This is a genomic window from Nonomuraea sp. NPDC050404 (assembly GCF_040655495.1).
In the GTDB taxonomy this organism is placed as follows: domain Bacteria; phylum Actinomycetota; class Actinomycetes; order Streptosporangiales; family Streptosporangiaceae; genus Nonomuraea.
Window position 1 is genome coordinate 1 of record NZ_JBFAKB010000007.1, and the last position, 22,053, is coordinate 22,053.

Sequence of the window (22,053 nt, forward strand, 5' to 3'; positions counted from 1 at the left end):
CGAAGTGCTCTGCTTCCTCGCCTCGCCACGCGCCAGTTTCATCACGGGCGCCGTGGTCGCGGCGGACGGCGGGTTCACCGCGGCCTGAACGGCACGCTTGCCGCGCGGGACGCGCCCTGCTGGTGGTGCCCCGCCGCCTGCCCTGGCCTGTTCACGGGCATCGTCTCAACGAGAGTAGGTAGTTGTTGCCGACGCGGTCTGTCTAGATAACGGTTCTTACAGTCCCGCCGGCCTGTCGGGTGCGCCATTTCCACGATGTCACGGTGGCGTCGTCCTGGAGCCAGCCGTGCTGGTGTTCCAGGATGGCCTGGATCAGTCGGCGCAGTGTCTCCGGGGCGGTCAGGCCATCGGCTTCGTGTTTGATGACGAAGTCGGTGAAGCGTTGCAGCCCGAACAACTGCCCGTCCGGGCTGTGGGCTTCGATGATTCCGCCGGTGTAGAACAGCACCCGCTCGCCCGGCTGCAGCGTTCAGGTGAGCCCGCTGCGTGAGATCCAGACCGAGGGCGGCAGAGGGTCACTTCGTTTGCTGAACGTCTGTGCCGGATGGCTGGTCGGGCTGATCAAGAGTGGCCGCCCAGCTGGCGAGCAGGCGCAGGGCGTCGTGGGAGGGGGTGTCGGGGGCGGCGGTGTAGACGGTCAGGTTCAGGCCGGGGTCGGCGTGCAGGTCCATGGACTCGTAGTCGAGTGACAGGTCGCCGATGGCGGGGTGGTGGTAGGCCTTGGTGCCGGCGTGGTGCAGGCGCACGTTGTGCCGGGCCCAGCGGGCGCGGAAGTCGTCGCTGCGGGTGGACAGCTCGCCGATCAGCTGGGTGAGGTCGGAGTTGTAGGGGTCGCGGCCGGCTTCGGTGCGCAGGAGGGCGACGGTGATGTCGGCGGAGCCGTCCCAGTCGGGGAAGAACTCGGGCCCGGCGGGGTCGAGGAATTGGAAGCGCGCGATGTTGGCCGGTGGGGTGCGTGCGGGGTCCGATCGTGAGCCGCGGGCGGGGGCGGGGGCGGGGATGCGTGACCGGTAGACCGGCCAGTACATGGCGTGCCCGAGGCGGTTGGCGGCCAGCAGGTCCATGCGGCCGTTGCGGATGATGGCCGGGGCGTCGGTCATGGCGTCCAGCATGCGCTGCAGTCCCGGGCGGACCTTGCGGACGGGGCGGCGGGGGCTGGGGCCGGTACCCGCGGCGCGGGCCAGGTCGAACAGGTGGGCGCGTTCGGCGTCGTCGAGCTGGAGGGCGCGGGCGACGGCGTTCAGCACGTCGGTGGAGACGCCGGTGATGTGGCCCTTCTCGAGACGGGTGTACCAGTCGGTGCTCACCCCGGCCAGCACGGCGACCTCCTCACGGCGCAGGCCGGGCACCCGGCGGCGGCCTCCGGGAGCCAGTCCGGCCTGGGCGGGACTGATTTTGGCGCGCCGGCTGACGAGGAAGTCGCGGATCTCGTCTCGGTGGTTCATCTCTTCACTGTAGGGAGCGGCCGGAGGCCAAGGGGGGTAGAGGTTGTCCCCCCGATAAACGCGACCTCCCGCGCGCGGGAGACAGCCGGTTTCCTGGACATTGCCGCCGGCACGAGGCCGTCCCGTCATGACGGCGCACGTCCCGGTCGGGGGCGGCGGGCTGACTAAAGCGACGTCCAGGAGGAGACCAACCTTTCTCCAGGTGCCGACCACTCGGCCCGATCCCGGATAGCTGGCGGCTGGAGGAGGAGGTGCTGATGCCGAGCGACGACAAGCCGTCCGGTGCGCAGGACATGTTCGGAGACTTTGCTCCGCAGCTGGTGCGGCTGACCGATGAGGTGCTGTTCGGGCAGGTGTGGCCGGATGAAGGGCTGTCGCGGCGGGACCGGAGTCTGGTGACGGTGGCGGCGCTGGTCGCCCTGTACCGGGGCAACGAGTTGCCTTTCCACCTCAGGACGGCGATGGACAACGGGCTGAGCGCCGAGGAGCTCAAGCACGTGATCACTCACCTGGCCTTCTACGCCGGCTGGCCGAACGCGATGACCGCCATGACCGCGCTGAAGAAGATCCTCGAAGAGGAGGGCTGAGCCCGTGCAGCTCATCGAACAGCCGCCGACCAGCAAGGCCCCGGCCGGGATGTTCACCGGCGACGTCTGGTGGGATGTGATCTACCGAGGTGAGGAGCCGTCGCGGGCGCGGGCCAACATGGTGCGCTTCGCGCCGGGAGCGCGTACCGCGTGGCACTCGCACGGCCTGGGCCAGACCCTGTTCATCGTGGCGGGCGCCGCGCTGATCCAAGCCCGCGGCGGGCAGCTCATCGAGGCCCACCCGGGCGACATCGTGCACACCCCGCCGGGCGAGGAGCACTGGCACGGCGCCGCCTCCGGCCACTTCATGGTCCACCTGGCGCTGTGGGAGGGCGACGAGACGACCTGGCTGGAACAGGTCAGCGACGCCGAGTACGCGGCCGCGCGCTCAGGCGCCCGCCGCTGAAGCACATAGCGAAGGAGTTACCACCCATGCGTGGAGCAGTTCTGTACGCCCCGGGCGATGTCCGCATCGAGGACCGTCCGGACCCGGCCATCATCGAGCCCACGGACGCGATCATCCGGCTGACGGCCACCTGCGTCTGCGGGTCGGACCTGTGGCCCTACCGTGGGGTGGACAAGCCCGACGGGCCGATGCCGCTGGGGCACGAGTACGTCGGCGTGGTGGAGGAGGTCGGCGGCGAGGTCACCACGATCCGGCCGGGCCAGTTCGTGGTGGGCTCGTTCTGGGCTTGCGACAACACCTGCGAGATCTGCCGGTCGGGCTACCAGTGCGCGTGCGTGCGGCGGGTGCTGATGGGCACGATCGGCACTCAGTCCCAGCTCGCGCGCATTCCGCTCGCCGACGGCACCCTGGTGGCGACCCCCGGCATGCCGGACGCGGACCTGGTGCCGAGCCTGCTGGCCGCCTCCGACGTGCTGGGCACCGGCTGGTTCGCCGCCGTCGCGGCCCAGGCGGGGCCGGGCAGGACCGTGGCCGTCGTCGGTGACGGCGCCGTCGGCCTGTGCGGGGTGCTGGCCGCCAAGCAGCTCGGCGCCGAACGCATCATCGCCATGAGCCGGCACGCGCCCCGCCAAGAGCTGGCCCGCCGGTTCGGCGCCACCGACATCGTCACCGAGCGCGGCGACGAAGGTGTGGAGAAGATCAAGGAGATGACGAACGGGCTCGGCGCGCACAGCGTCCTGGAGGCCGTCGGCACCCAGGAGTCGATGTTGCAGGCCATCCGCGCCACCCGCCCCGGCGGGCACGTCGGCTTCGTCGGCGTCTCCCACGACGTCGCGCTGCCCGGCGACCTGCTGTTCGACTCGCTGGTGCACCTGCACGGCGGCCCCGCACCCGTACGCCAGTACCTGCCCGAGCTCATCGACCTGATCTGGAGCCGCGCCATCGACCCGGGCCAGGTCTTCGACCTGACCCTGCCCCTGGACCAGGCGGCCGAGGGATACCGGGCGATGGACGAACGCCGCGCCATCAAGGTCCTCCTCCAGCCCTGACCGCTCGGCCAGGCCCTCCCGCTGATCCGAAGGAGAAGTGAGGCATCCATGTCCGACCAGCTCGCTGACGAAGACCGCCGCGACGGGCACGCGCCGTCGGGGGTGTCCCGGCGCGGCTTCCTGTCGACGACCGCGGCCGGTGGCGTGGCCGCCGGTGTCCTTCCGGCCATGCACGCCGAGCAGAACGCCGGCGCCTCGGCCGCCCAGAAGGCGGCGCCCGATGGTCACAGCAGTACGCTGTCGGTGACGGTGAACGGGCGGCGCCACCAGGTGACGATCGACAACCGCACCTCGCTGCTGGACCTGCTACGCGAGCACCTCGCCCTGCCCGGCACGAAGAAGGGCTGCGACGCCGGCGCGTGCGGCGCGTGCACGGTGCTGGTGAACGGCCGGCGCGTCAACGCCTGCCTGACGCTGGCGGTGCGCTGCCAGGACGCCGAGATCACCACGATCGAGGGCCTGGCCTCCGAGGGCGGCGAACTGCACGCGTTGCAGCAGGCGTTCATCGAGCAGGACGCCTTCCAGTGCGGCTACTGCACCCCGGGGCAGATCATGTCCGGCGTCGGCTGCATCCGCGAGGGCCACACCGGCTCCCGTGAGGAGATCAGGGAGTGGATGAGCGGCAACATCTGCCGCTGCGGCTGCTACGTCAAGATCGTCAGCGCGGTCGCGCAGGCCGCGCGCAAGGAGGGCTGACATGGATCCCTTCACCTACACCAAGCCCGCCGACACCCGCGCCGCGCTGGCGGCCGGGGCGCGCGGCGGACGCTACATCGCCGGCGGAACGACCCTGGTGGACCTGATGCGCGAGACGGTGGAACGCCCCGGCACTCTGGTCGACATCAGCGGCCTGCCGCTGCGAGAGGTACGGGCCACCTCGGACGCGTTGCGGATCGGCGCGCTGGCGCTCATGTCCGACGTCGCCTCCCACCCCCGGGTACGGGGCGCCTACCCCGTGATCGCCCAGGCGCTGGAGCTGAGCGCCTCGGCGCAGCTGCGCAACATGGCCACGATCGGCGGCAACATCCTGCAGCGCACCCGCTGCACCTACTTCCGCGACGTCAACGCCGCCTGCAACAAGCGCCAACGCGGCTCCGGCTGCTCGGCGTTGGAGGGCTACAACCGCGCGCACGCGATCCTCGGCACCTCGAACTCCTGCGTGGCGACCCATCCGTCCGACCTGGCCGTGGCCTTGGCGGCGCTGGACGCGGTCGTGCACCTGCGGGGCCCGGACGGCGAACGCGACCTCGCCCTGACCCGGTTCCTGCTGCAACCGGGCGACACCCCCGATCGCGAGCACGACCTGCGGCCGGGCGAGCTGATCACCGCCGTGGAGATCCCCTCGCACCCCACACCGCTGCGATCGGGCTACCTGAAGGTGCGCGACCGGCAGTCGTATGAGTTCGCGCTCACCTCCGCGGCGGTCGTGCTGCACATCACCGGCGGCGTCATCCGCGACGCCCGCGTCGCCGCCGGCGGGGTGGGCACGGTGCCGTGGCGGCTGAGCGCGGTGGAGCGGCGGCTCACCGGTCAGCGCCCGTCGGACCGGCTGTGGGCCCAGGCCGCCGAGGTCGCCGCGGACGGCGCCCGGCCCCTGCGTCACAACGCCTTCAAGGCCGAGCTGCTGCAACGCACCGTCGAACGTCAACTGCGTGTCGTGGGAGGCACCCGATGATGAGACCCGCGGCGGGTACGCCCGTGTCCCGTGTGGACGGCCGGCTCAAGGTGACCGGCCGGGCCGCCTACGCCGCCGAGCACGACGCCCACGGCGCCGTACGCGACGTCGTCCACGGCGTGATCGTCACCAGCACCGTCGGCAAGGGGCGGATCACCGCCATCGACACCGCTGCCGCCACCGGCCAGCCCGGCGTCCTCGCGGTGATCAGCCATCTGAACGCACCGACGCTGCCTTACCGGCCGTTCCGCGGCGTGACCGACCCTCCACGAGGAGAGCACCTGCGCGTCTTCCAGGACGACCGGGTGCGCTTCTTCGGCCAGCCGGTCGCCGTCGCGGTCGCCGAAACCCTGGAGGCCGCCCAGCACGCCGCCAGCCTGGTGAAGGTCACCTACGCCGCCGAGCGGCCCGCGACCGGCCTGGACGCCCCGGCCGGCCCGCCCAACCAGAGCGAGAACTACCAACGCGGCAACGTCGATCAGGCACTCGCGGTGGCGCACACTCGCATCAGCCGCACCTACCGGCTCCAGCGGGAGCACCACAACCCGATGGAGCCGCACGCCACCATCGCCCACTGGGACGGCGACCGGCTCACCGTGTGGGACAAGACGCAGATGGTGCTCAACACCCGGGCCGCCCTGGCCAGCGTGTTCGGCATCGAACAGGACGCGATCCGGGTCATCTCGCCGTTCGTCGGCGGCGCGTTCGGCAGCGGCCTGCGCACCTGGCCGCACGTCACCGTCGCCGCGCTCGCGGCCCGGCAGGTGCGCCGCCCGGTCAAGGTCGTCCTGACCCGCGAGCAGATGTACACCGGGACGGGCTTTCGCCCGGTCACCGAGTACAAGCTGACCTTGGGCGCCGACGAGCGCGGCCGGCTCACCGCGACCGTGCACGACATCCGGGCCGAGACCTCCGCCTACGAGGACTACCGCGAAGCACTGCTGACCCAGGGGCAGATGGTCTACACCACCCCCAACGTCCGCCAGAGCTACCGATCGATCCCGCTGGACGTCAACACCCCCACCTGGATGCGCGGCCCCGGAGCGGCCACCGCCGCGTACGCCATCGAATGCGCCATGGACGAGCTCGCCCACGAAGCCGGCCTCGACCCGATCGAGCTGCGCCTGCGCAACGAACCCGAACGGGACCCGGGCACCGGAGTGCCGTTCTCCACCCGGCGGCTGCGCGAGTGCCTCCGCGTCGGCGCCCGCACCATCGGCTGGGACGACCGCAACCCCGGACCCCGCTCCACCCGGGACGGGAACTGGCTGATCGGCACCGGCATGGCCGTGGCCACCTACCACACCGCCCGCGCCCCGGCCCAAGCCCTGGCCCGGATCGGCGCCGACGGCACCGCCACCGTCCAGTCCGCGACCTCCGACATGGGACCCGGCACCTACACCTCCATGACCCAGGTCGCCGCCGACGCCCTCGGCCTGCCCGTCGCCAAGGTGCGCTTCCAGCTCGGCGACTCCACCATGCCGCCGGCCCCGCCCCACGGCGGCTCCATGACCATGGCCAGCGTCGGCTCCGCCGTCGCCGCCACCTGCGACAAGCTTCGCAAGCAGGCCATCGCGCTGGCCGTCGCCGACCCGGCCTCGCCGCTGCACGGCGCCTCACCGGACGACGTCGTCGTCGCAGGCGGCCATCTGCACCTGCGCGACGACCCCGGCCGTGGCGAAACCTACCGCCAGCTGCTGGCCCGCACCAAGGACTCCCTCCTGGAGGCACGGGGTGGCTACCAGCCGGGCGATGAAGTGGAACGGTACTCCACGCACGCCTATGGGGCGGTGTTCGCGCAGGTCGCCGTCGACGAACGGCTCGGCCTGGTCCGTGTGCGGCGAGTGCTCGGCGTCTACGACGCCGGCCGCATCATCAACCCCAGACTCGCCCACAGCCAGGCCATCGGCGGCCTGGTCGGCGGCATCGGCATGGCCCTGCTGGAACACACCGTCACCGACCCCCGCGACGGCCGCATCGTCAACGCCAACCTCGCCGACTACCTCGTCCCCACCAACGCCGACGTCCCCGACGTCAACGCCATCTACCTCGACGGCAACGACCCCGAGGCCGACCCGCTCGGCGTCAAGGGCCTGGCCGAGGTCGTCATCGTCGGCGTGGCACCCGCCATCGCCAACGCCGTCTTCCACGCCACCGGCCGCCGCGTCCGCGACCTGCCCATCACCATCGAAGCCCTCCTGTGACGCCGACCTGATCGATCCCCTCAACGGCTCCTCATCAGCAAGCAACGCCTGCCAAGCAAGGGCCAGGCCAGGAAAGACCCAGGAGAACGGATGAGTCAGCCTGTTCAGTGCCGCTTCGACGGCCAGGCCGCTCTGGTGACCGGCGCGGCCGGCGGCATCGGCCGCGCCACCGCGCTGGCGTTCGCCCGCGAAGGCGCGAGCGTGGTGGTCGCCGATGTCGCTACCGATCCGAACGAGCAGACCGCCCGCCTGATTCGCGAGCAAGGCGGCCAGGCGCTCGCCGTCACCTGCGACGTCACCCGCGACAAGGACGTGCGGGCTGCTCTGGACGCCCTGGTCGGCGAGTTCGGCCGCCTCGACCTCGCCTTCAACAACGCCGGCGTCGAGCAGCCGGTCAAGCCGCTCGTGGAGATCACCGACGAGGAGTGGGACCGCGTCATCGGGATCAGCCTGAAGGGCGCCTACACCTGCATGCGGCATCAGATCCCGCTGATGCTGCGCAACGGGGGCGGCGCCATCGTGAACACCTCCTCCGGCGCCGGAGTCAAAGGCTTCCAAGGGCAGGCCGCCTACGCCGCCGCCAAGCACGCCGTCATCGGCCTGACCAGGTCCACTGCCTTGGACTACGCCGCCGCAGGCATCCGCATCAACGCCATCTGCCCCGGCATCATCGACACCGAGATGATGCACCGCTTCACCGGCGGCACCTCCGAAGGCCGGCAGGGCGTGATCGACCAGGAACCGATCGGGCGCATGGGCAAACCAGAGGAGATCGCCTCCGCGGTGTTGTGGCTGTGCTCGCAGGAGGCGGCGTTCACCGTCGGCCACGCCCTGGTCGTGGACGGTGGCCAGACCGTCTGACCCGCACCGAACCGTTGCCTAGGCATCCGGCTTATGAAAGGAGAGCACTGATGAACCCCATCTACGACTTCACCGGCCAGGTTGCCCTCGTCACGGGAGCCAGTTCGGGGATGGGACTGGCCACCGCCCGCGCCTTCGCCGAGGCCGGGGCCGCCGTCGCCCTCACCGACATCAACGCGCAGTCCCTGGATGCCGCCGCCAAGGACCTCACCGGCGCCGGCCACCGTGCCCTCGCCCTCGCGTGTGATGTCAGCGACGAGGACCAGGTCGCCGCCGCCATCGACCGCACCGTCACCACCTTCGGCCGCCTGGACATGGCCTTCAACAACGCCGGCATCCAGATCCCGCCCTGCGACGCCGCCGACGAGGCCATCGAGGTCTTCGACCGCGTCAATGCCGTCAACCTGCGCGGCGTGTGGGCGTGTATGAAGCACGAACTGGGCCAGATGCGCACCCAGGGCAGCGGCGCCATCGTCAACTGCTCCTCCCTCGGCGGCCTCGTCGGCATCCCCAGTCGCGCCTCCTACCACGCCGCCAAACACGGCGTCATCGGCCTCACCAAGAGCGCCGCCCTCGAATACGCCCCGCGCGGCATCCGCATCAACGCCATCTGTCCCGGCACCATCGACACCCCGATGGTCTCCGACATGATCGCCAAGGGAGAGCTCGACCGCACCCAGGCCGAGGCCGACCAGCCCATCAACAGGCTCGGCACCGCCGACGAGATCGCCCAGGCCGTCCTGTGGCTGTGCAGTCCCGCAGCGAGCTTCGTCATCGGCGTCGCCCTGCCCGTCGACGGCGGCTACGTCGCCCGCTGATGTCTCACACCCCACCGCCGAGGATTTCCAAGCCATGCGATTGACGGACATCATGACCGCTGCCGGCCTGTCGGCGTTGCTCGCCCTGACGGCGTGCGGCACGCCTGCGCCGGACACCGTCCCCTCCGCATCTGACCAGCCCACGGCGCCAACGGCCCCGCCTTCCCGCTCCGACATCAGCCAGGGGGACGAGGCCGTGGGGACGGTCGTGCGGTTCTCCACACCGGCGACCTCGGTCGAGGTGACGATCGGCCAGGACAACTCGGCCGTCCGCGATTTCCTGTCCCTGCTGCCCCTCACCCTCACCATCGAGGAGTTCGCCGGCAAAGAGAAGATCAGCTACCTGCCCCGGCGGCTGCACCACGACGGCTCCGCCGGGTCCGACCCCGAAGACGGCGACCTGATCTACTACACCCCGTGGGGCAACCTCGGCTTCTACTACAACACCGCCGGGGTCGGTTACTCTGACCAGACCATTCACATCGGCACCTACGACGCGTCGCTCGAACAGCTCGAGCGGCTCGAAGGCTCGAACGTCACCGTCGAGGTCATCGACTGAGGTTAGCCGACTCCTTGATCGCGATCTTCGGAGAGGTGGACGCCACCGTCTCCAGACACCTGGAGGCCTACCGCGACCAGGTGCGTCGCAGCCTGGACGATCACCTGCTCACTGACGCCGGGGTGTGGGATGCGGAAACTCGACCTGGTGCTGTTACCTGCGGTTATACGGTGATCAAGGCTGATCGTCTGGCATGTTCTCTAGGCATGATGTGGTCAGTGCTTTGCATGATCGTCCGGCATCTGGTTGGGGGGTTGGTGCTGCTCGCGCGTAGCGGCGGTGCCAAGGAAATCGAGATCCTGGTGCTGAGGCATGAGGTCGCCGTGCTTCGGCGGCAGATCGTCCGTCCGCTACTGCAGCCTGCGGATCGGGTGTGGCTGGCCGCGCTGTCGCGTCTGGTTCCTCGCGTGCGCTGGAGTGCGTTCTTCGTCACTCCGGCGACGTTGCTGGCTTGGCACCGTGATCTGATGCGGCGACGATGGCGCTATCCCCGCCGGACCCCAGGCCGCCCGCCGATGCCCGATACGGTGCGTGAGCTGGTGATCCGGCTAGCGCGGGAGAACCCGAACTGGGGTTACCAGCGCATCCATGGCGAGCTCAAGCAACTGGGTCACCGCGTCTCGCCGACCACGGTCCGGATGATTCTTGCTCGTGCCGGGCTTGGTCCCGCGCCGCGCCGTTCGGGGCCGACCTGGAGGCAGTTCCTCACCGCCCAGGCCCAGGGCGTTGTCGCCACCGACTTCTTCCATGTGGAGACCTTGTTCGGTGTCCGGCTGTACGCGTTGTTCTTCATCGAGCACTTCAACCGGCGCGTCCATCTGGCCGGTGTGACCGTCCATCCGACCGGACCATGGGTGGCCCAGCAGGTCAGAAACCTCATCATGGACCTCGGCGATCGCTTGGCCGGAGTGAAATTCATCGTTCATGATCGCGACGCCAAGCTCACGGCAGCGTTCGACGAGGTGTTCATCGGTGAAGGATGCCGGATCGTCAAGACGCCGGTTCGCGCGCCGCGGGCGAACGCGATCTGCGAGCGGTGGGTGGGCAGCGTTCGCCGGGAATGCCTCGACCGGCTGCTGACTCTGGGGGAGCGACACTGCAGAGCAGCTCTTCTCGCCTACGTCGATCATTACAACCGCAAACGGCCCCACCGGTCCCTGGACCATTCCCTCCCGATCCGCCGTCGGAACCCGCGGATCTGGCCAAGCACCGGATCAAACGCCATAAGATCCTCGGCGGCATCATCAACGAGTATCACCGCACAGCGTAGAAGAGCCAGTGTCCCCACACGGTACGTACGAAGCCCCAGGTCAGCGCGCAATTCGAGTTTCCGCACCCCACACCTCGAATTCAGGCAGGCCCGCCGATCCTCCGGCGGGCCTGCCTTCTTGCCCTCAGGGGGTGGAGCACAGGTACCGCAGCCTTTCGATGCTGGGCTGGAACGGGCAGGGAGAGTGTCCGCAAGAAGCAGCGGATCTTTTATCTCCTGGTCAGGAACGCCCGGCCGGCGAGACGAGGCGGCTTGGAGAAGGCTTGACCACACAACAGGCCACCGCTGACCAGCGGTGCCGCGCAGGCATTCTGGCTTGATCTTCTGGTGGTCGTCACCAGGGTCTGAACTGACGATGGCGCACTAAATGATCTACCGCCGTACACGGTCCGTACACAAGAGCAACCACCGAGCAACCAGCCATGATCAACAACGAGATCCGAGGCCGGCGAAAACCGAGAAACCCCAGGTCGGACGCGGTATTGGTGAGTAGGGCGGGTGGGACTTGAACCCACGACCCACGGATTATGAGAATCCTCGGTTAGTGTCACCCAGTGTCATGGCGTGGTGTTTTGTATCGCTGTGGCCGGGATCGTCCACAGCGATGTGTCGGCCGGTGCTATGCCGTGCCGGGTTGTAGGGCGTACACGCGAGCAACCACCGAGCAACCATGCGTTCTTGACCATTGGCATTATATGTAATTTGTCCTAATCCAGCGCTGCTGCGTAGAACCGAACTTGCGGGATGGGTTCGCTCTTCACGGCAGATTGAACGCGCATGAGCAACCGCCGAGCAATCATCCGCAAGCAGTTTGTGCCCGTTGCTCACCGCTCAGCAACCTGTTGTGAGGCCCTATGCTTCAGTGGTTGTGTCCGAGCTGCGGTTTTGCTGAACGGCCTGGTCTTCGGCATTCCGGCCAAGCGTCTGCTCGGCAGATTTGAGCGGCCGCCCAGATTGACAGAGGTCCAAGATCGTCCCACTTGACAAGGGCTGCAGTCAGCGCAGGGGTCAGATATTCGAACCCAGCAAGAACGGCGTCATTGACGCAGCCCGAGTTGCCGGTGCTGGCCTCCCGGCCGCGCACCCGGCGAGGCTTGGGAGGGCCGCTAGGCCGCGCGGAGCGCCGCCTAGCGCGTAATTCGGTTGTACCCTGTCCTTCTGCGACATGCTTGGCACATCGGTCTCCACGACCTCGCCGGGTGCGGTCTCTGTCGCGATCGTAGCTGTGGCTGCCCTCGCGCCGCCGGTGGCGCCAATCTATGGTATGAGTGTTAGAACAGTGTGGGATCAATCGGATCCTGAATTGGATAACTGTCGCTCGCCTCTTCGAGGAGTTCGCTGTCGTTTTGCCACTCCATTCCTTGCCGATATGGCGGCAGTCCGAGCATCTCATTGAGAACTCTGACGAGGAGGTGGCGGCGTGCTTCGAGGAATCGAGGGAAGTTCTCGATCTTGCGTAGTCCGGGATCCATGGGAATCCACTGCTCTTCGAGCCGCTCGTGAGGAACGGCGAGCATGTAGATCTCCGGAGACTTAGCGCTGATGATCTTATTGGTCTCGGCGGAGATGAAAGCTAGGTTCGCAATGCTGTTCCAGAGTTCTTTCAGGTAAGTTCCCTGGACCTTTGCTTGGGGAAAAACGTGGTGGTATTCGATGGTCGAAGATGAGGTCAGGGGCTGGTCGATGATCTTGATATTTGTCTTCCAGTCCTTAACTCCCGCTCGAAGAGCGGCGATGTAGAGCAAATTGAAGAATGCATTGCTTGCGTACTTCTGCTCCAGGTCCTTAGGGTGCACCGGAGTGTCGACCGAGCGGGGACCGGATGCTCTTCGGATCAGCTCGTCGAACAGCTCAGCGCCGCCTCGACTGTCGATAAGCCGGGCCTCCGCGTCCAGCTTGGTCTCAACCTGCAGGGAGTAGTGACTGAAGGCCATCGATGTGTAAACCCATCTGCGCAGCATCTCTGGTTCGCCTGGAGCGAGCTCGTTCTGTCTGCGAAATAGCAGATAAGCGGGGGCTACGACCACGTTCGGCGACGTCAGAATCCTTGAGCGAGGGATTCCACACTCACCACGCATGAAGTCAACAGCCCACATCAGTGCCGTCTCGGTGTTGGCCCAGGCTGCCTTGAGTGAGTCCCCGTCCATTTCCCTGCGAAGCAATTGAATATGCCTGGCTCCCGTGCCCGCCAAAAGGCTCATTAGCCTGAGTACTGCTTCCCGATCGAGAGGAAACTGGATGCCTTGGAGCTTCTGGTGAAACGATTCCAGGGTATCCAGCCCTTCTGACCACCGTGCGGCTATTGCACTGTAGACCAGATCTCCCTTGGAGAGCCGACGACCGCCCTTGTTGACTCTGGCGAAGATGTCAGCGACTTCCTCGTAGTCATCTGACTCATGTGTGATCACGTGGATGATGTACTCTCGGATGCCCTTGAGGCGGATCAGTCTGTTGTAGTACTCCTGGAAGAATGGGTGGGTTGGGGTGATGCCGGCTTCATTCAGAATCAAGAACAGCTCGGCATCATCTTGGAGAACTTTGGTTACGGGGATGAGGAGTGGGCTTTTCTTTTGAACTGCATTGGGATTGACGAACTCCTCGTTCTCTAAATCGAAGCGCACGTCGATGACTTTGCCGTCGGCTTTGGAAGAAGGCCGGTAGACCCATGCCAGCGAGGTCAGTCGCTGTTGGCCGTCCAGCAAATACAGTGGGGTGTGCTTCGAGTTGTCCGTTTGGACTATACCTGCCTTTCGGAACGGAGGTTCCTGGGAGGTCTTCCAAAGTAGCAGTGCGCCGACGGGATATCCGCGATAGAGGGAGTCGAGAAGGTCGCGCACGTCGCTTCGGGACCACACGTAGTCTCGCTGGATCGAGGGGATTACAATCCGACCTGATAGAAGGTCCTTGACCTGGTCGATGATCTTTTCGTTACTCAGGCCCATCTAATCCCGTCCTTAGGTATCTCGTTTCAGAGCAAGCTTATCCCTAACGGGGAGACAACCCGAGCTGAAAAGGGTATATGTCCCGTTTCCCCCTGGCGGCGCGTCTGCGGCCTTAGGCGATGGCGATCCAACAGACTAAGCGCACGTCGTCTTCCGTGATCGGCGGCAGGGGAGCGGGGGCAGGCTGGCGGACTAGGCCCAGCCGGTCGGCGAGGTCTGCCACATGATCCACCCGTTGCCTGGGTGTGCCAGGATGCGCCAAGCCTTCTCGTACGGCGCGCAGAATTCGGGGGCTGTAGGGCGCCAGGAGACGGTCAATTAGTTCGTCTTGGCGTTCTCCGAGGTCTAGGCCGTGCTGACGCACGAGGTCGGCGGCATCGCGCATCACCTTGGGGATGGACGGCTGCAGATGGGCTGGATCGGTGTTGTAGGTCCAGGCTTCAAGGATGTGCTGCTTGGCGTGTGCCCACGCCGTAAAGGCCGCCTGGTACAGGGCATCGCTCAGCTCTGCAGGTGTGGCGGGATCGCCTGGGTCGGCGGCGGTCAGGCAGGCGAGCGTGTCGTCGACGACGACAGTGCGGCCCTGCTCATCCTGAGTGATGTTCAAGTCCTCTGTCAGGGGGACGTAGCGGAACCAAGGTCGGAAGTGATCGCCGATGCGGGCGCAAAAGATCAGCCCGGCCTGAGCCCTTCCGACCCGTGTGAAGCCCGCGCCGCTTCCCCAGGGCAGGCGCGTTATGGCATGTCGCACCTGGGGGTTGTTGAGCTGGGCCTGTAGACGGCGCCGGTATTCCTCGCCCGACAGGGCGGAGGCACCACCGGTTTCGAAGAGGGTTGCTTCCTCGCGGCGGAGTCGTTCGATCTCCTCGCGGGCTTCGGTGAGGTTGACGTCCCGGCCTGCGAACCCTGGCAGTACTTCCCCCACACCGGTAGCGGCGGAAGCTTGCTTGAGCTTGCGCTGCAGGCGATCTTCCAGGCGCAGGAACCGTTCGAGTTGCTGGTCTGGGAAGAAGCAACGCAGGAAGACTTCGCGGTGGTCAGAGCCGATACGGTCGATGCGGCCATGCCGTTGGACCAGGCGCATTGGATTCCAGGGCAGGTCGTAGTTGACGATGTGGCGGGCCTGCTGCAGGTTGACGCCTTCGGCCAGTACGTCGGTCGCGATGATCAGGTCGTACAGATCCTCTTCACTTTCGCCGCCCGCCGTGCGAGGAGCGAATCCGGCGATGATCTGTGAGCGGTCGTTGCGGTCAGGACCGGCGGCGGTGGCCACTCGGCCACGGTAGGCGGCCAACCGGTGGTCGGATTCGATCGCAGTCAGCAACCGAGCATGCACGTGCTCGACGGTGTCGGCGTAGTAGGAGAAGACGAGTACCTTGCGCATATCGCGCGTCTGCTGGTCGGTGATGCCCTCGGCGGCCGCATCGGTTGCGATCTGGGAGAGTTCCTCGACGAGAGCGTCGACCTTGGGGTCCGGCCCGGCCTGGTGGTCCTCGACCTCTTTATGGAAGGACTGCAGCAGCGCCAGGTCTGCCTCGATTGCGTCGCGCAACGCGGTTACATCGAAGTCGGCGGCGTTCTTCACCGACTCTGCATTTCCGCCGCCCGCGGGAGCGACGTAAGAGGCGAGGAAGTTGTCGATGTCGTCGCTGTCTGAAGACGACCATTCGTGCAGCGCGTCCCCGGTCAGCACCACTCCCTGGTCCAGGGCGGACAGAAAGGCTTCATGACCGGCGATCATCTTCTCAAGAGTGCGCTGGAACGCATAGGCGGACGACTCAAACCTCTTGAGCAGCGCCGAGCGCAGCAGGCCGGCGTTCTGCTGCTCGTACTGCTCCTCGCGGCCACCGCGCCGGAACCGGGACGGTACATAGCGGGCCAGAGTGAGCACTTCGCCGGGGGCGTCGAGAAAGACCGCATCCGCCGAGCCGTCGAGGTGGTCGACGTGGGCGCCGAGCGCGGTGGCCAACCGGTCGAGCAATCCCGGTAGGGCCTTGTCCAGGTTGTAGTCCACCCGGCGCACGCGCGGCGTTGGGAAGGCGATCTCTCGCTCCGCTCCATTAATCGTGACGCGGTCACCGACGTAGTGATTGCGGACGAACCGGCGGGTACGCCGTACCGCGACCTTGTCGAGTACGTCAAACAGGTGCTCCGGCGATAGGTCGTCGGGGTTCATCGCCATCGCCCGGTCGAAGTACTTCTTCAGGGAGGGCACCCCGGAGCTGGCAAAGGCCGCGTCGTTAGTGACGAAGTAGGAGATCAGGTTGTACAGGTCGTACAGGCCGTTGTTGACCGGGGTCGCGGTCAGCAGCACCAGCCGTTTGGGGGTGTTGCCGGTCAGCAGTGTGCGCAACGCCTCGGCTCGTTTGGTGGAAGCGTTGCGCAGCGCGTGCGCCTCGTCCACCACGACCAGGGCATACTCATCGGGGTTTTGCAACGCCGCACCCAGTTGCCCGGCGTTGGGCAACCCGCTAGTGAGTTCCTCGTAGGAGACTCGGTCGGCTTGCAAGTTCATCTCGCGTAGGAATGGCGTCCAGGTGGAATCGCGCAACGTCGCAGGCGCGACAATGAGCGCCTTCTGTCGGTTGGTGATGACTGCCTCGTGAAGGATCTCCCCCGCAATGAATGTCTTGCCAAGGCCGACCTCGTCGGCAACGATCACGCCGTTGAGTCGGTCGATGATCCGCTGTGCTCGCCATACGCCATCGGACTGGAACGCGGTCAGGTTCAGTCGGGAACGGCCGCGGGCCGCCTGCTCTTGTTCGACTTCGGCGCCGTAAAGCTCGTACAGCATTCGCAGGAAGATCTCCCACGGCGAGTGCGGCTGCCATCGTGACTCGTACAGTCCGGCCAGGTCGAACGGCTTGGCCGCTTGCCACATCTCCTCGAACCAGTCCCGTACTGCCCGTACGGTCTCCGGCTGGTACTGGCCGAGGTTGAGCTCCTTATTCTGCGCCAGCCCTGCGTAAGTGAAGTTGCTGGACCCGGCGATCACGCCGGGGACGCCGCCGTCCACGACGAACGCCTTCCCGTGGAGGAACCCGGCCTCATATCGCCGCACCTCGACGCGGCCCGAGCGCAGCCAGGACACCAGGCGGCGGGCGGCGTGGTCGGCCTCGAAGGTGAATCCCAGCAGATCGCGGTCTTCCTCCAATCGGCGTAGGTGTCCCTCCAGCGTCCGTCGAACCTGCTCACGCTCCCCGCGCCGCCCGAGACCGGTGTTCAGAGGGCGGATCCGTGGCCGGTCTAGGTCGGGGTCAGCGCCCAGCAGCAGCCGCACCGGCCCCGACTGCTCCAGCTCATCAGCGAGCAGGATGAAGCCCCCGGGGTTGAAGTACGCCGAGGCGATCGCCAGCGACGGTGCCTCCGATAGCTTCGTCCGCATGCCTTCCAGCAGCATGTTGATCTCATCGGCAACCGTGCGCCCGTGCTCAGGCTGATTGGTGGCGAACGTGGGCCGGAAGTCCCGGTTGGAGGTCATTCCACCTTGCCCTTCCACGCCTGGTGGTGGCGTAGGACTGCAGCCAGCCGCTCGGTGTAGTCCCACCCTCGGTGGAAGGTCTCGAAAATGTGGATGACCGCACCCCGGTCTAGGCCGTACAGCAGGGCGACGATCGCGTCCAGCTCGGTGACCAGGTCCGCCTTCTCCTCTTCCGTGCGCACCGAGGCGACGGGCACGCCGATCGCGGCTGCCCACGTCACGTAGCGGTTGTCGACGGCCGCGAGGCTTCCGGCGATTTCAATCACCCGTTGCCGCAGCGGACTTTCGGCCAGAGGGCGTGGAACCGGTAGCGTGGCCATGATTCCGCCGGTAACATGCAGTTCGACGTAGCGGCGGGCGTACCAGTCGAGCACGATACTGGACAGCACCCCCAGCAGGTATGCCTCGTCGGCGGCGGTGCCTTTTCGCTGCAGCAGGTAGGGCGCCGAGTGGACCATCGTCGTGCCGCCCGGCACTAGGGCGGCAATGACTGTCCTGGAGTCCGTTCCCCGGGACGTGTCGCGGAAACTGATGCGGGGATGTTTGCAGGGCAGTGTCTCCACATCTCGCGCCCACTCCTCCGGCATGCGATACATCGGGCCTGAGGACATCCGGATCTGACGCTTCCGTTTCGCCTGCAGGTACGGCATTACCTCAGATGACCTGGCGTAGGCGTAGGGGTCGCCGAAATCGGGAGCCCACAGGTTGAATGACCTGACGGTGAGCACCGGCATGTCACCCTTGGGCCTGTCCAGATCGAAGTCGAACAGCTTCTTGTCGCCGGTTGAGTGCAGCTCACGCAGGGGCACGAAGTGCCAGTCGCCGGCAGTGTCGAGCCGTGGGTGGGAACGCAGCGTGAGGAAGACGCTGAAACTGTCCTTGGCGGGCAGAAGGGGGAACGCTGCGTCTTCGGACCAGGAAGCGAATTGGTCGACATCGACGACCTGACCGAGTAGGTGAGCGCCTTCTTCGAACTCCGCCGGGAAGCAGAACGGGCCCCGTAACTCCAGCTTGCCTGCCTGGTCGCTTCCCTTGATTAGAGTCGTCAGCCCGATCGTGTAGCGTGAGTCGACTTCTTCGAAGACCCATTTGCGGGTGTTGACCAGCATCGTGACATTGTCGAATGCGCCTTCCGCCAAGATGGTGTGGCGGAGCTTGGCTCCTCCGCTGCCGTTGAGGATGGTGCGGGGCAGTACGACGCCGACACGGCCTCCCTCGCGCAGCAGATGCCAGAAACGCCAGGTGAACGCTAAAGACAGTTCGGTATCGGTGGCCGACCGCAGGCCCGGGAATGGCCCTTTTGCCAGCACGTTCTTGAGCGCTTGCATGGCCTCGACCTCAGCGTCGTATTCCCTCAGAAGGTCGGGCCGCTCAGCCTTGTACTTGGCGATCGCGGCGTCCTTGTCCTTCTGCGGCATCGACTTCGACCGCAAGCCGGGGAACCGCAGCCCCCACCACTGGTGCTCTTCGACCTTCACCTTCTCCCATGGAGGGTTGCCGAGTAGCACGTCGAACCCGGGACGGTCGCGCATGAACACCTCGGGGAAACGCAGCGGGAAGTGCGCGACCCCCATCTCGGCCAGCCGGTCACGCACCTGATCGGTATGACCTGCCTCAATGGCTTGCTCGGTGGTGAACATCGGCGGTACGACGCCCAGACGGATCGCGACCGCAGCGTCGAATAGGGCGCGCGCGTCCGCCGCGTTCTCCAGCGCCTCGGTATAGGCGCGGGCTGCTTCCTGCACTTCCTGCTTGGTGGCTTCCGAAGTGCGGGCTATCCGGACAAGCTTTTCCCGCGCCGTTTGTAGCGTGGCGCGGATGGACTCCTCGAACAGACTTGGGGCGCCGCTGCCGGCTGTCTCCGGGTCAAGCACGCCCACCACTTCATCGATCGTGCCGATCCCGGTGAGGCTATTGCCGACGATCAGGGCGTGATCGAGGGAGGACATCGGTAGGCCCGGCACGAAGGTGTGGATCCAGATGGCCAGCCGGGCGAGTTCGACCGCTATGAGGTTGAGGTCCAGGCCGTATATGCAGCGACGCGCGATCTGACGGCGCAGCAAAGCCGAGGTCTCAATCTCCACCTCGCCGGCATGCGCGCCGAGGTTTTCGTGGGCGGCCTGCGACAGCCGGGCTAGTTCGTCGCTGACGGCGGCGATGGGGTGCTCGTCGAGGAACGCGGTGAACCTTGCTTCGATGCGGTCGATCGCCGCGACCAGGAAATGCGCCGAGCCCATCGCCAGGTCGGCGACCCGGAAGTCGAAGAATGCCTCAGCCGCCGCGGCTTCGTCCCCGGCGTCCAGCAGGGCTCCGATCTGGTGCAGATGCTCGGTGAGCGCCGGCTCCAGCGCGGTGTCCAGCAGGTGCTCCACAGCGAAGGTCTTGGTGAAGTACGACCCGGTCGATTTGCGTTTGCCAGACCGGTTGTGGAAGTAGACTGCCCCGGCGGGAATCTCGACGGGGTCGCTGTCTCTGGCAGGGACAAACGCCCCTTCCTTGTCCACGGTAAGCGGAGCAGGTGCGATCGACAGCGCCGATTCCAGCAGGCCCTCATACAGGGTGCCGAACTCGCGGACGGTTAGTGAGCGGAAGTCCACTGGGCCCTGGGTACCGTCGAGGCCGGTGTCGACGAGCAATGCGCGTAGCACGGGCCCGAGCTCAGCGTCGGTCAGGCGCATGCCCGCAAGGGCTGCTCCCGACGGGCTGGTCCGCGGGTTGTGGGAGAACAGGCCGCCGTTGTAGGGCGGGATGCCCCAGCCGGCGTTACCACCGTCGACGGCCTTCCACACCGCCTGCATGTCGTCCCACATGGACGTGGCGTTCTTGTCGAATGCCTGGTCGGGTTCGGCGGCGAACTCCTTGGCCAGCGTCTTGATCGCATGCCGGTCATAGCGCGGGTTGCGCCCGTACGGCAGCAGCGAGCGGTCTTCTGCGTAGGCCACGAACAACAGCCGGAACAAGATCATGAGGGTCCGGTGGTAGGCTTCCTGCAGGTCGGCCTCAGTGGTGGCCCTCATCTGCCCGGCCACCGCCACCGCCAGGCCGGGGACCACGTCGCGATAGACACGCTCGCGTAGTCGGCCGCCGAGCTCGGCGGCGAAGTTCGACGAGGCGATCAGGATCGCGCTGACAGTGCCCTCGGGGGCGAGCGCGGTGGGCGAGAAAAGCAGATGGAGGTAGGCGGCGTCGTTCTCTGAGAGCAGTGCAAGATCCAGCTCGGTGAACGTCTCGCCCTGGCTCTTGCGCCCGACTCCGATCGTGGGATTGACCGGGTGTAATCGGATCTGGCTGCCGCGCAATACGACAACCCACGGTAGGTTCTCCCGGGCAGCTACCGAGATGGCATGCGAGACCGGGGAGATCGCGCCGAACCTTGGCGACGGCCGGTCGAAGGTATCTCCCTCCTCTAGCAGCACTGCGATGGACCTGGAGGTGCCCTGGTGCGTGAGGAGCATCGCCGCTGAGCCGCGCGGTGCCGTTCCGTATCCCAGTGCTTGAATCAACTTGAGACCGCGTAGCCTCAGCAGCGGCCTGGCCGCTGCTGCTGCCGCTGCCCAATCGGGCCGACGCGGGACGCCGGTGAGAAGCTCGTGAGTCGCGAACAAACCCCTGTTGAGTAAACCAGGGGTGGCCTCGTCGCGCAGTGCGGTGAGAAGTCGCACGAGCGTGCGCTGGGCCTCGTGCTGGTTCGGTTCAGTCAGGGCGGCGATGCAGATTCGGCCGAGTTGGTCCACGTCCAGATCGATGATCGTGTCTTCGAGGATCCCGCACGTCGCCGCCTTCGTGGCTCCGCCAACGCCGTATAAGGCTACGAGCAGGACAGGGGAGGGCCGGTTGTTGTGTCGAAGCTTCCACAGGCGGCGTAGGTCATCGACCTTCGGAGCGCCCGACTCGCTATATGTGATCGCCACCTCCACGGGGGCGGCCCCGTTGCCGAGCAGGACTCGATCAGTGATCAGAGCGGCTGGCGCATCGGATGGAGCGATCCACGGCAGGTCCCGGACATCAACGTCCTCCAAAAACCGCTCCGCCACATCTGCGACCACGTCCGTGACCCTTCGCCCCAGGATTTGCCGTCGGCTTGTTTTCTGCTAGGCGCACCTGCACGGATAGTCGCTCCTTTTCAAGCAAGTGTTACATGCAGCATGCATGCAGCTGTTCCGCTCATTGGCTCTATGATTGGAATAAAGCGGGCAAGCGTGCGTCTTGGGGATCTACACGGCAACAATACGGTCACGTGGATGTACTTTATTGCGTTGGATGTTGCCGAAGTGTAGGTGCGCGTTAAATCTCGAGATCGGATGTGTCCCTTCAATGGCCTTATGGGAGGTGACGTTCGGAAGCGTGAGCCGTTTGAATTGTTGCTATGGCGGTTCAGTTCGCGTGTATCTCGGCGATGTCGGGCGGTAGCCCTGCTATGGGGCTACCAGTGAAGAGCGGTTCGCGGTGGGTCGTGCATGGTGAGCGGCTGATCTACGACAACGACTGATCCGGCTGGGAGCGGTTCGAGCATCACGCGGTGCGGCTGAACCCGTCGCGCCAGGGGCGGACGTACTGGCGGACGGTGGTACCGCTACCGCGATAGCCCAGAGCCTGGAGGTCCAGTGAAGGATCTCGGCGTTGGTGCACTACACCTCCCACCGCCTGCGCAGGTAGGAACCGTGCACTTCCGGATTCTTGAGCCGCCGGCCAATGCCGTCGTGCACGAGCAGGTCCCGGGGTGGCGGCACGGGAGAAGCGCCTGACGGTGTTGTGG

General features: G+C 66.4%; 15 protein-coding genes. 10 read left to right on the forward strand and 5 right to left on the reverse strand.

What is annotated here, in order from left to right; genetic code table 11:
- Positions 1–202 precede the first annotated feature (202 nt).
- Both AB0I81_RS20130 and AB0I81_RS20135 read right to left on the reverse strand, forming a co-directional pair.
- Positions 203–466: a SpoIIE family protein phosphatase gene (locus AB0I81_RS20130; RefSeq protein WP_360659782.1), complete on the reverse strand. Its 264-nt coding sequence runs from the start codon at positions 464–466 to the stop codon at positions 203–205.
- Between the two features lie 49 nt (positions 467–515).
- The gene (locus AB0I81_RS20135; protein ID WP_360658643.1) at positions 516–1,445 is read right to left on the reverse strand and encodes a helix-turn-helix transcriptional regulator; all 930 of its coding nucleotides are present in this window, start codon (positions 1,443–1,445) and stop codon (positions 516–518) included.
- A gap of 257 nt (positions 1,446–1,702) precedes the next feature.
- Between AB0I81_RS20135 and AB0I81_RS20140 the strand changes: the two genes are divergently transcribed.
- From AB0I81_RS20140 to AB0I81_RS20185, 10 genes are all read left to right on the forward strand, one after another.
- Complete coding sequence (locus AB0I81_RS20140) at positions 1,703–2,032, forward strand: carboxymuconolactone decarboxylase family protein (RefSeq protein WP_360658645.1); 330 nt, start codon at positions 1,703–1,705, stop codon at positions 2,030–2,032.
- Between the two features lie 4 nt (positions 2,033–2,036).
- Positions 2,037–2,438 (forward strand): cupin domain-containing protein, encoded by a 402-nt coding sequence (locus AB0I81_RS20145; protein WP_360658647.1) that lies wholly within the window; start codon positions 2,037–2,039, stop codon positions 2,436–2,438.
- A 26-nt stretch (positions 2,439–2,464) separates the two neighbouring features.
- Positions 2,465–3,487, forward strand: a complete 1,023-nt coding sequence (locus AB0I81_RS20150; protein ID WP_360658649.1) for a zinc-dependent alcohol dehydrogenase family protein — start codon at positions 2,465–2,467, stop codon at positions 3,485–3,487.
- A 48-nt stretch (positions 3,488–3,535) separates the two neighbouring features.
- Positions 3,536–4,183: a (2Fe-2S)-binding protein gene (locus tag AB0I81_RS20155; RefSeq protein ID WP_360658651.1), complete on the forward strand. Its 648-nt coding sequence runs from the start codon at positions 3,536–3,538 to the stop codon at positions 4,181–4,183.
- A 1-nt stretch (position 4,184) separates the two neighbouring features.
- On the forward strand, positions 4,185–5,162 hold the full coding sequence (locus AB0I81_RS20160; protein WP_360658653.1) for a xanthine dehydrogenase family protein subunit M: 978 nt from the start codon (positions 4,185–4,187) through the stop codon (positions 5,160–5,162).
- Positions 5,159–7,366: a xanthine dehydrogenase family protein molybdopterin-binding subunit gene (locus tag AB0I81_RS20165; RefSeq protein WP_360658655.1), complete on the forward strand. Its 2,208-nt coding sequence runs from the start codon at positions 5,159–5,161 to the stop codon at positions 7,364–7,366. Before AB0I81_RS20160 ends, AB0I81_RS20165 begins: the two co-directional genes overlap by 4 nt.
- 90 nt (positions 7,367–7,456) lie before the next feature.
- Entirely contained in the window at positions 7,457–8,227 is a 771-nt protein-coding gene (locus AB0I81_RS20170) for an SDR family oxidoreductase (RefSeq protein ID WP_360658657.1), read from the forward strand.
- A 50-nt stretch (positions 8,228–8,277) separates the two neighbouring features.
- Positions 8,278–9,045, forward strand: a complete 768-nt coding sequence (locus AB0I81_RS20175) for a glucose 1-dehydrogenase (protein ID WP_360658659.1) — start codon at positions 8,278–8,280, stop codon at positions 9,043–9,045.
- 34 nt (positions 9,046–9,079) lie between these two features.
- A complete protein-coding gene (locus tag AB0I81_RS20180) occupies positions 9,080–9,604 on the forward strand; it encodes a cyclophilin-like fold protein (RefSeq protein WP_360658661.1) in 525 nt (174 codons plus the stop codon).
- A gap of 14 nt (positions 9,605–9,618) precedes the next feature.
- Complete coding sequence (locus tag AB0I81_RS20185) at positions 9,619–11,163, forward strand: integrase core domain-containing protein (protein WP_360658663.1); 1,545 nt, start codon at positions 9,619–9,621, stop codon at positions 11,161–11,163.
- Positions 11,164–12,145: 982 nt separating this feature from the next.
- Here the strand turns inward: AB0I81_RS20185 and AB0I81_RS20190 are convergent.
- The 3 genes from AB0I81_RS20190 to AB0I81_RS20200 form a co-directional block, all read right to left on the reverse strand.
- Entirely contained in the window at positions 12,146–13,816 is a 1,671-nt protein-coding gene (locus AB0I81_RS20190) for a DUF262 domain-containing protein (protein ID WP_360658664.1), read from the reverse strand.
- Between the two features lie 112 nt (positions 13,817–13,928).
- Positions 13,929–17,297, reverse strand: coding sequence for a helicase-related protein (locus tag AB0I81_RS20195; RefSeq protein WP_360658666.1), 3,369 nt, complete (start codon positions 17,295–17,297; stop codon positions 13,929–13,931).
- Complete coding sequence (locus tag AB0I81_RS20200) at positions 17,294–21,343, reverse strand: hypothetical protein (RefSeq protein WP_360658668.1); 4,050 nt, start codon at positions 21,341–21,343, stop codon at positions 17,294–17,296. The genes AB0I81_RS20195 and AB0I81_RS20200 overlap by 4 nt, the downstream gene beginning before the upstream one ends.
- Between the last annotated feature and the right edge of the window lie 710 nt (positions 21,344–22,053).

What these genes read in the sequence shown, in the direction of transcription:
- AB0I81_RS20135 (WP_360658643.1), bottom strand. Translation starts at nt 1,445, where the DNA reads ATGAACCACCGAGACGAGATCCGCGACTTCCTCGTCAGCCGGCGCGCC.
- AB0I81_RS20140 (WP_360658645.1), top strand. Translation starts at nt 1,703, where the DNA reads ATGCCGAGCGACGACAAGCCGTCCGGTGCGCAGGACATGTTCGGAGAC.
- AB0I81_RS20150 (WP_360658649.1), top strand. Translation starts at nt 2,465, where the DNA reads ATGCGTGGAGCAGTTCTGTACGCCCCGGGCGATGTCCGCATCGAGGAC.
- AB0I81_RS20155 (WP_360658651.1), top strand. Translation starts at nt 3,536, where the DNA reads ATGTCCGACCAGCTCGCTGACGAAGACCGCCGCGACGGGCACGCGCCG.
- AB0I81_RS20160 (WP_360658653.1), top strand. Translation starts at nt 4,185, where the DNA reads ATGGATCCCTTCACCTACACCAAGCCCGCCGACACCCGCGCCGCGCTG.
- AB0I81_RS20165 (WP_360658655.1), top strand. Translation starts at nt 5,159, where the DNA reads ATGATGAGACCCGCGGCGGGTACGCCCGTGTCCCGTGTGGACGGCCGG.
- AB0I81_RS20170 (WP_360658657.1), top strand. Translation starts at nt 7,457, where the DNA reads ATGAGTCAGCCTGTTCAGTGCCGCTTCGACGGCCAGGCCGCTCTGGTG.
- AB0I81_RS20175 (WP_360658659.1), top strand. Translation starts at nt 8,278, where the DNA reads ATGAACCCCATCTACGACTTCACCGGCCAGGTTGCCCTCGTCACGGGA.
- AB0I81_RS20180 (WP_360658661.1), top strand. Translation starts at nt 9,080, where the DNA reads ATGCGATTGACGGACATCATGACCGCTGCCGGCCTGTCGGCGTTGCTC.
- AB0I81_RS20190 (WP_360658664.1), bottom strand. Translation starts at nt 13,816, where the DNA reads ATGGGCCTGAGTAACGAAAAGATCATCGACCAGGTCAAGGACCTTCTA.
- AB0I81_RS20195 (WP_360658666.1), bottom strand. Translation starts at nt 17,297, where the DNA reads ATGACCTCCAACCGGGACTTCCGGCCCACGTTCGCCACCAATCAGCCT.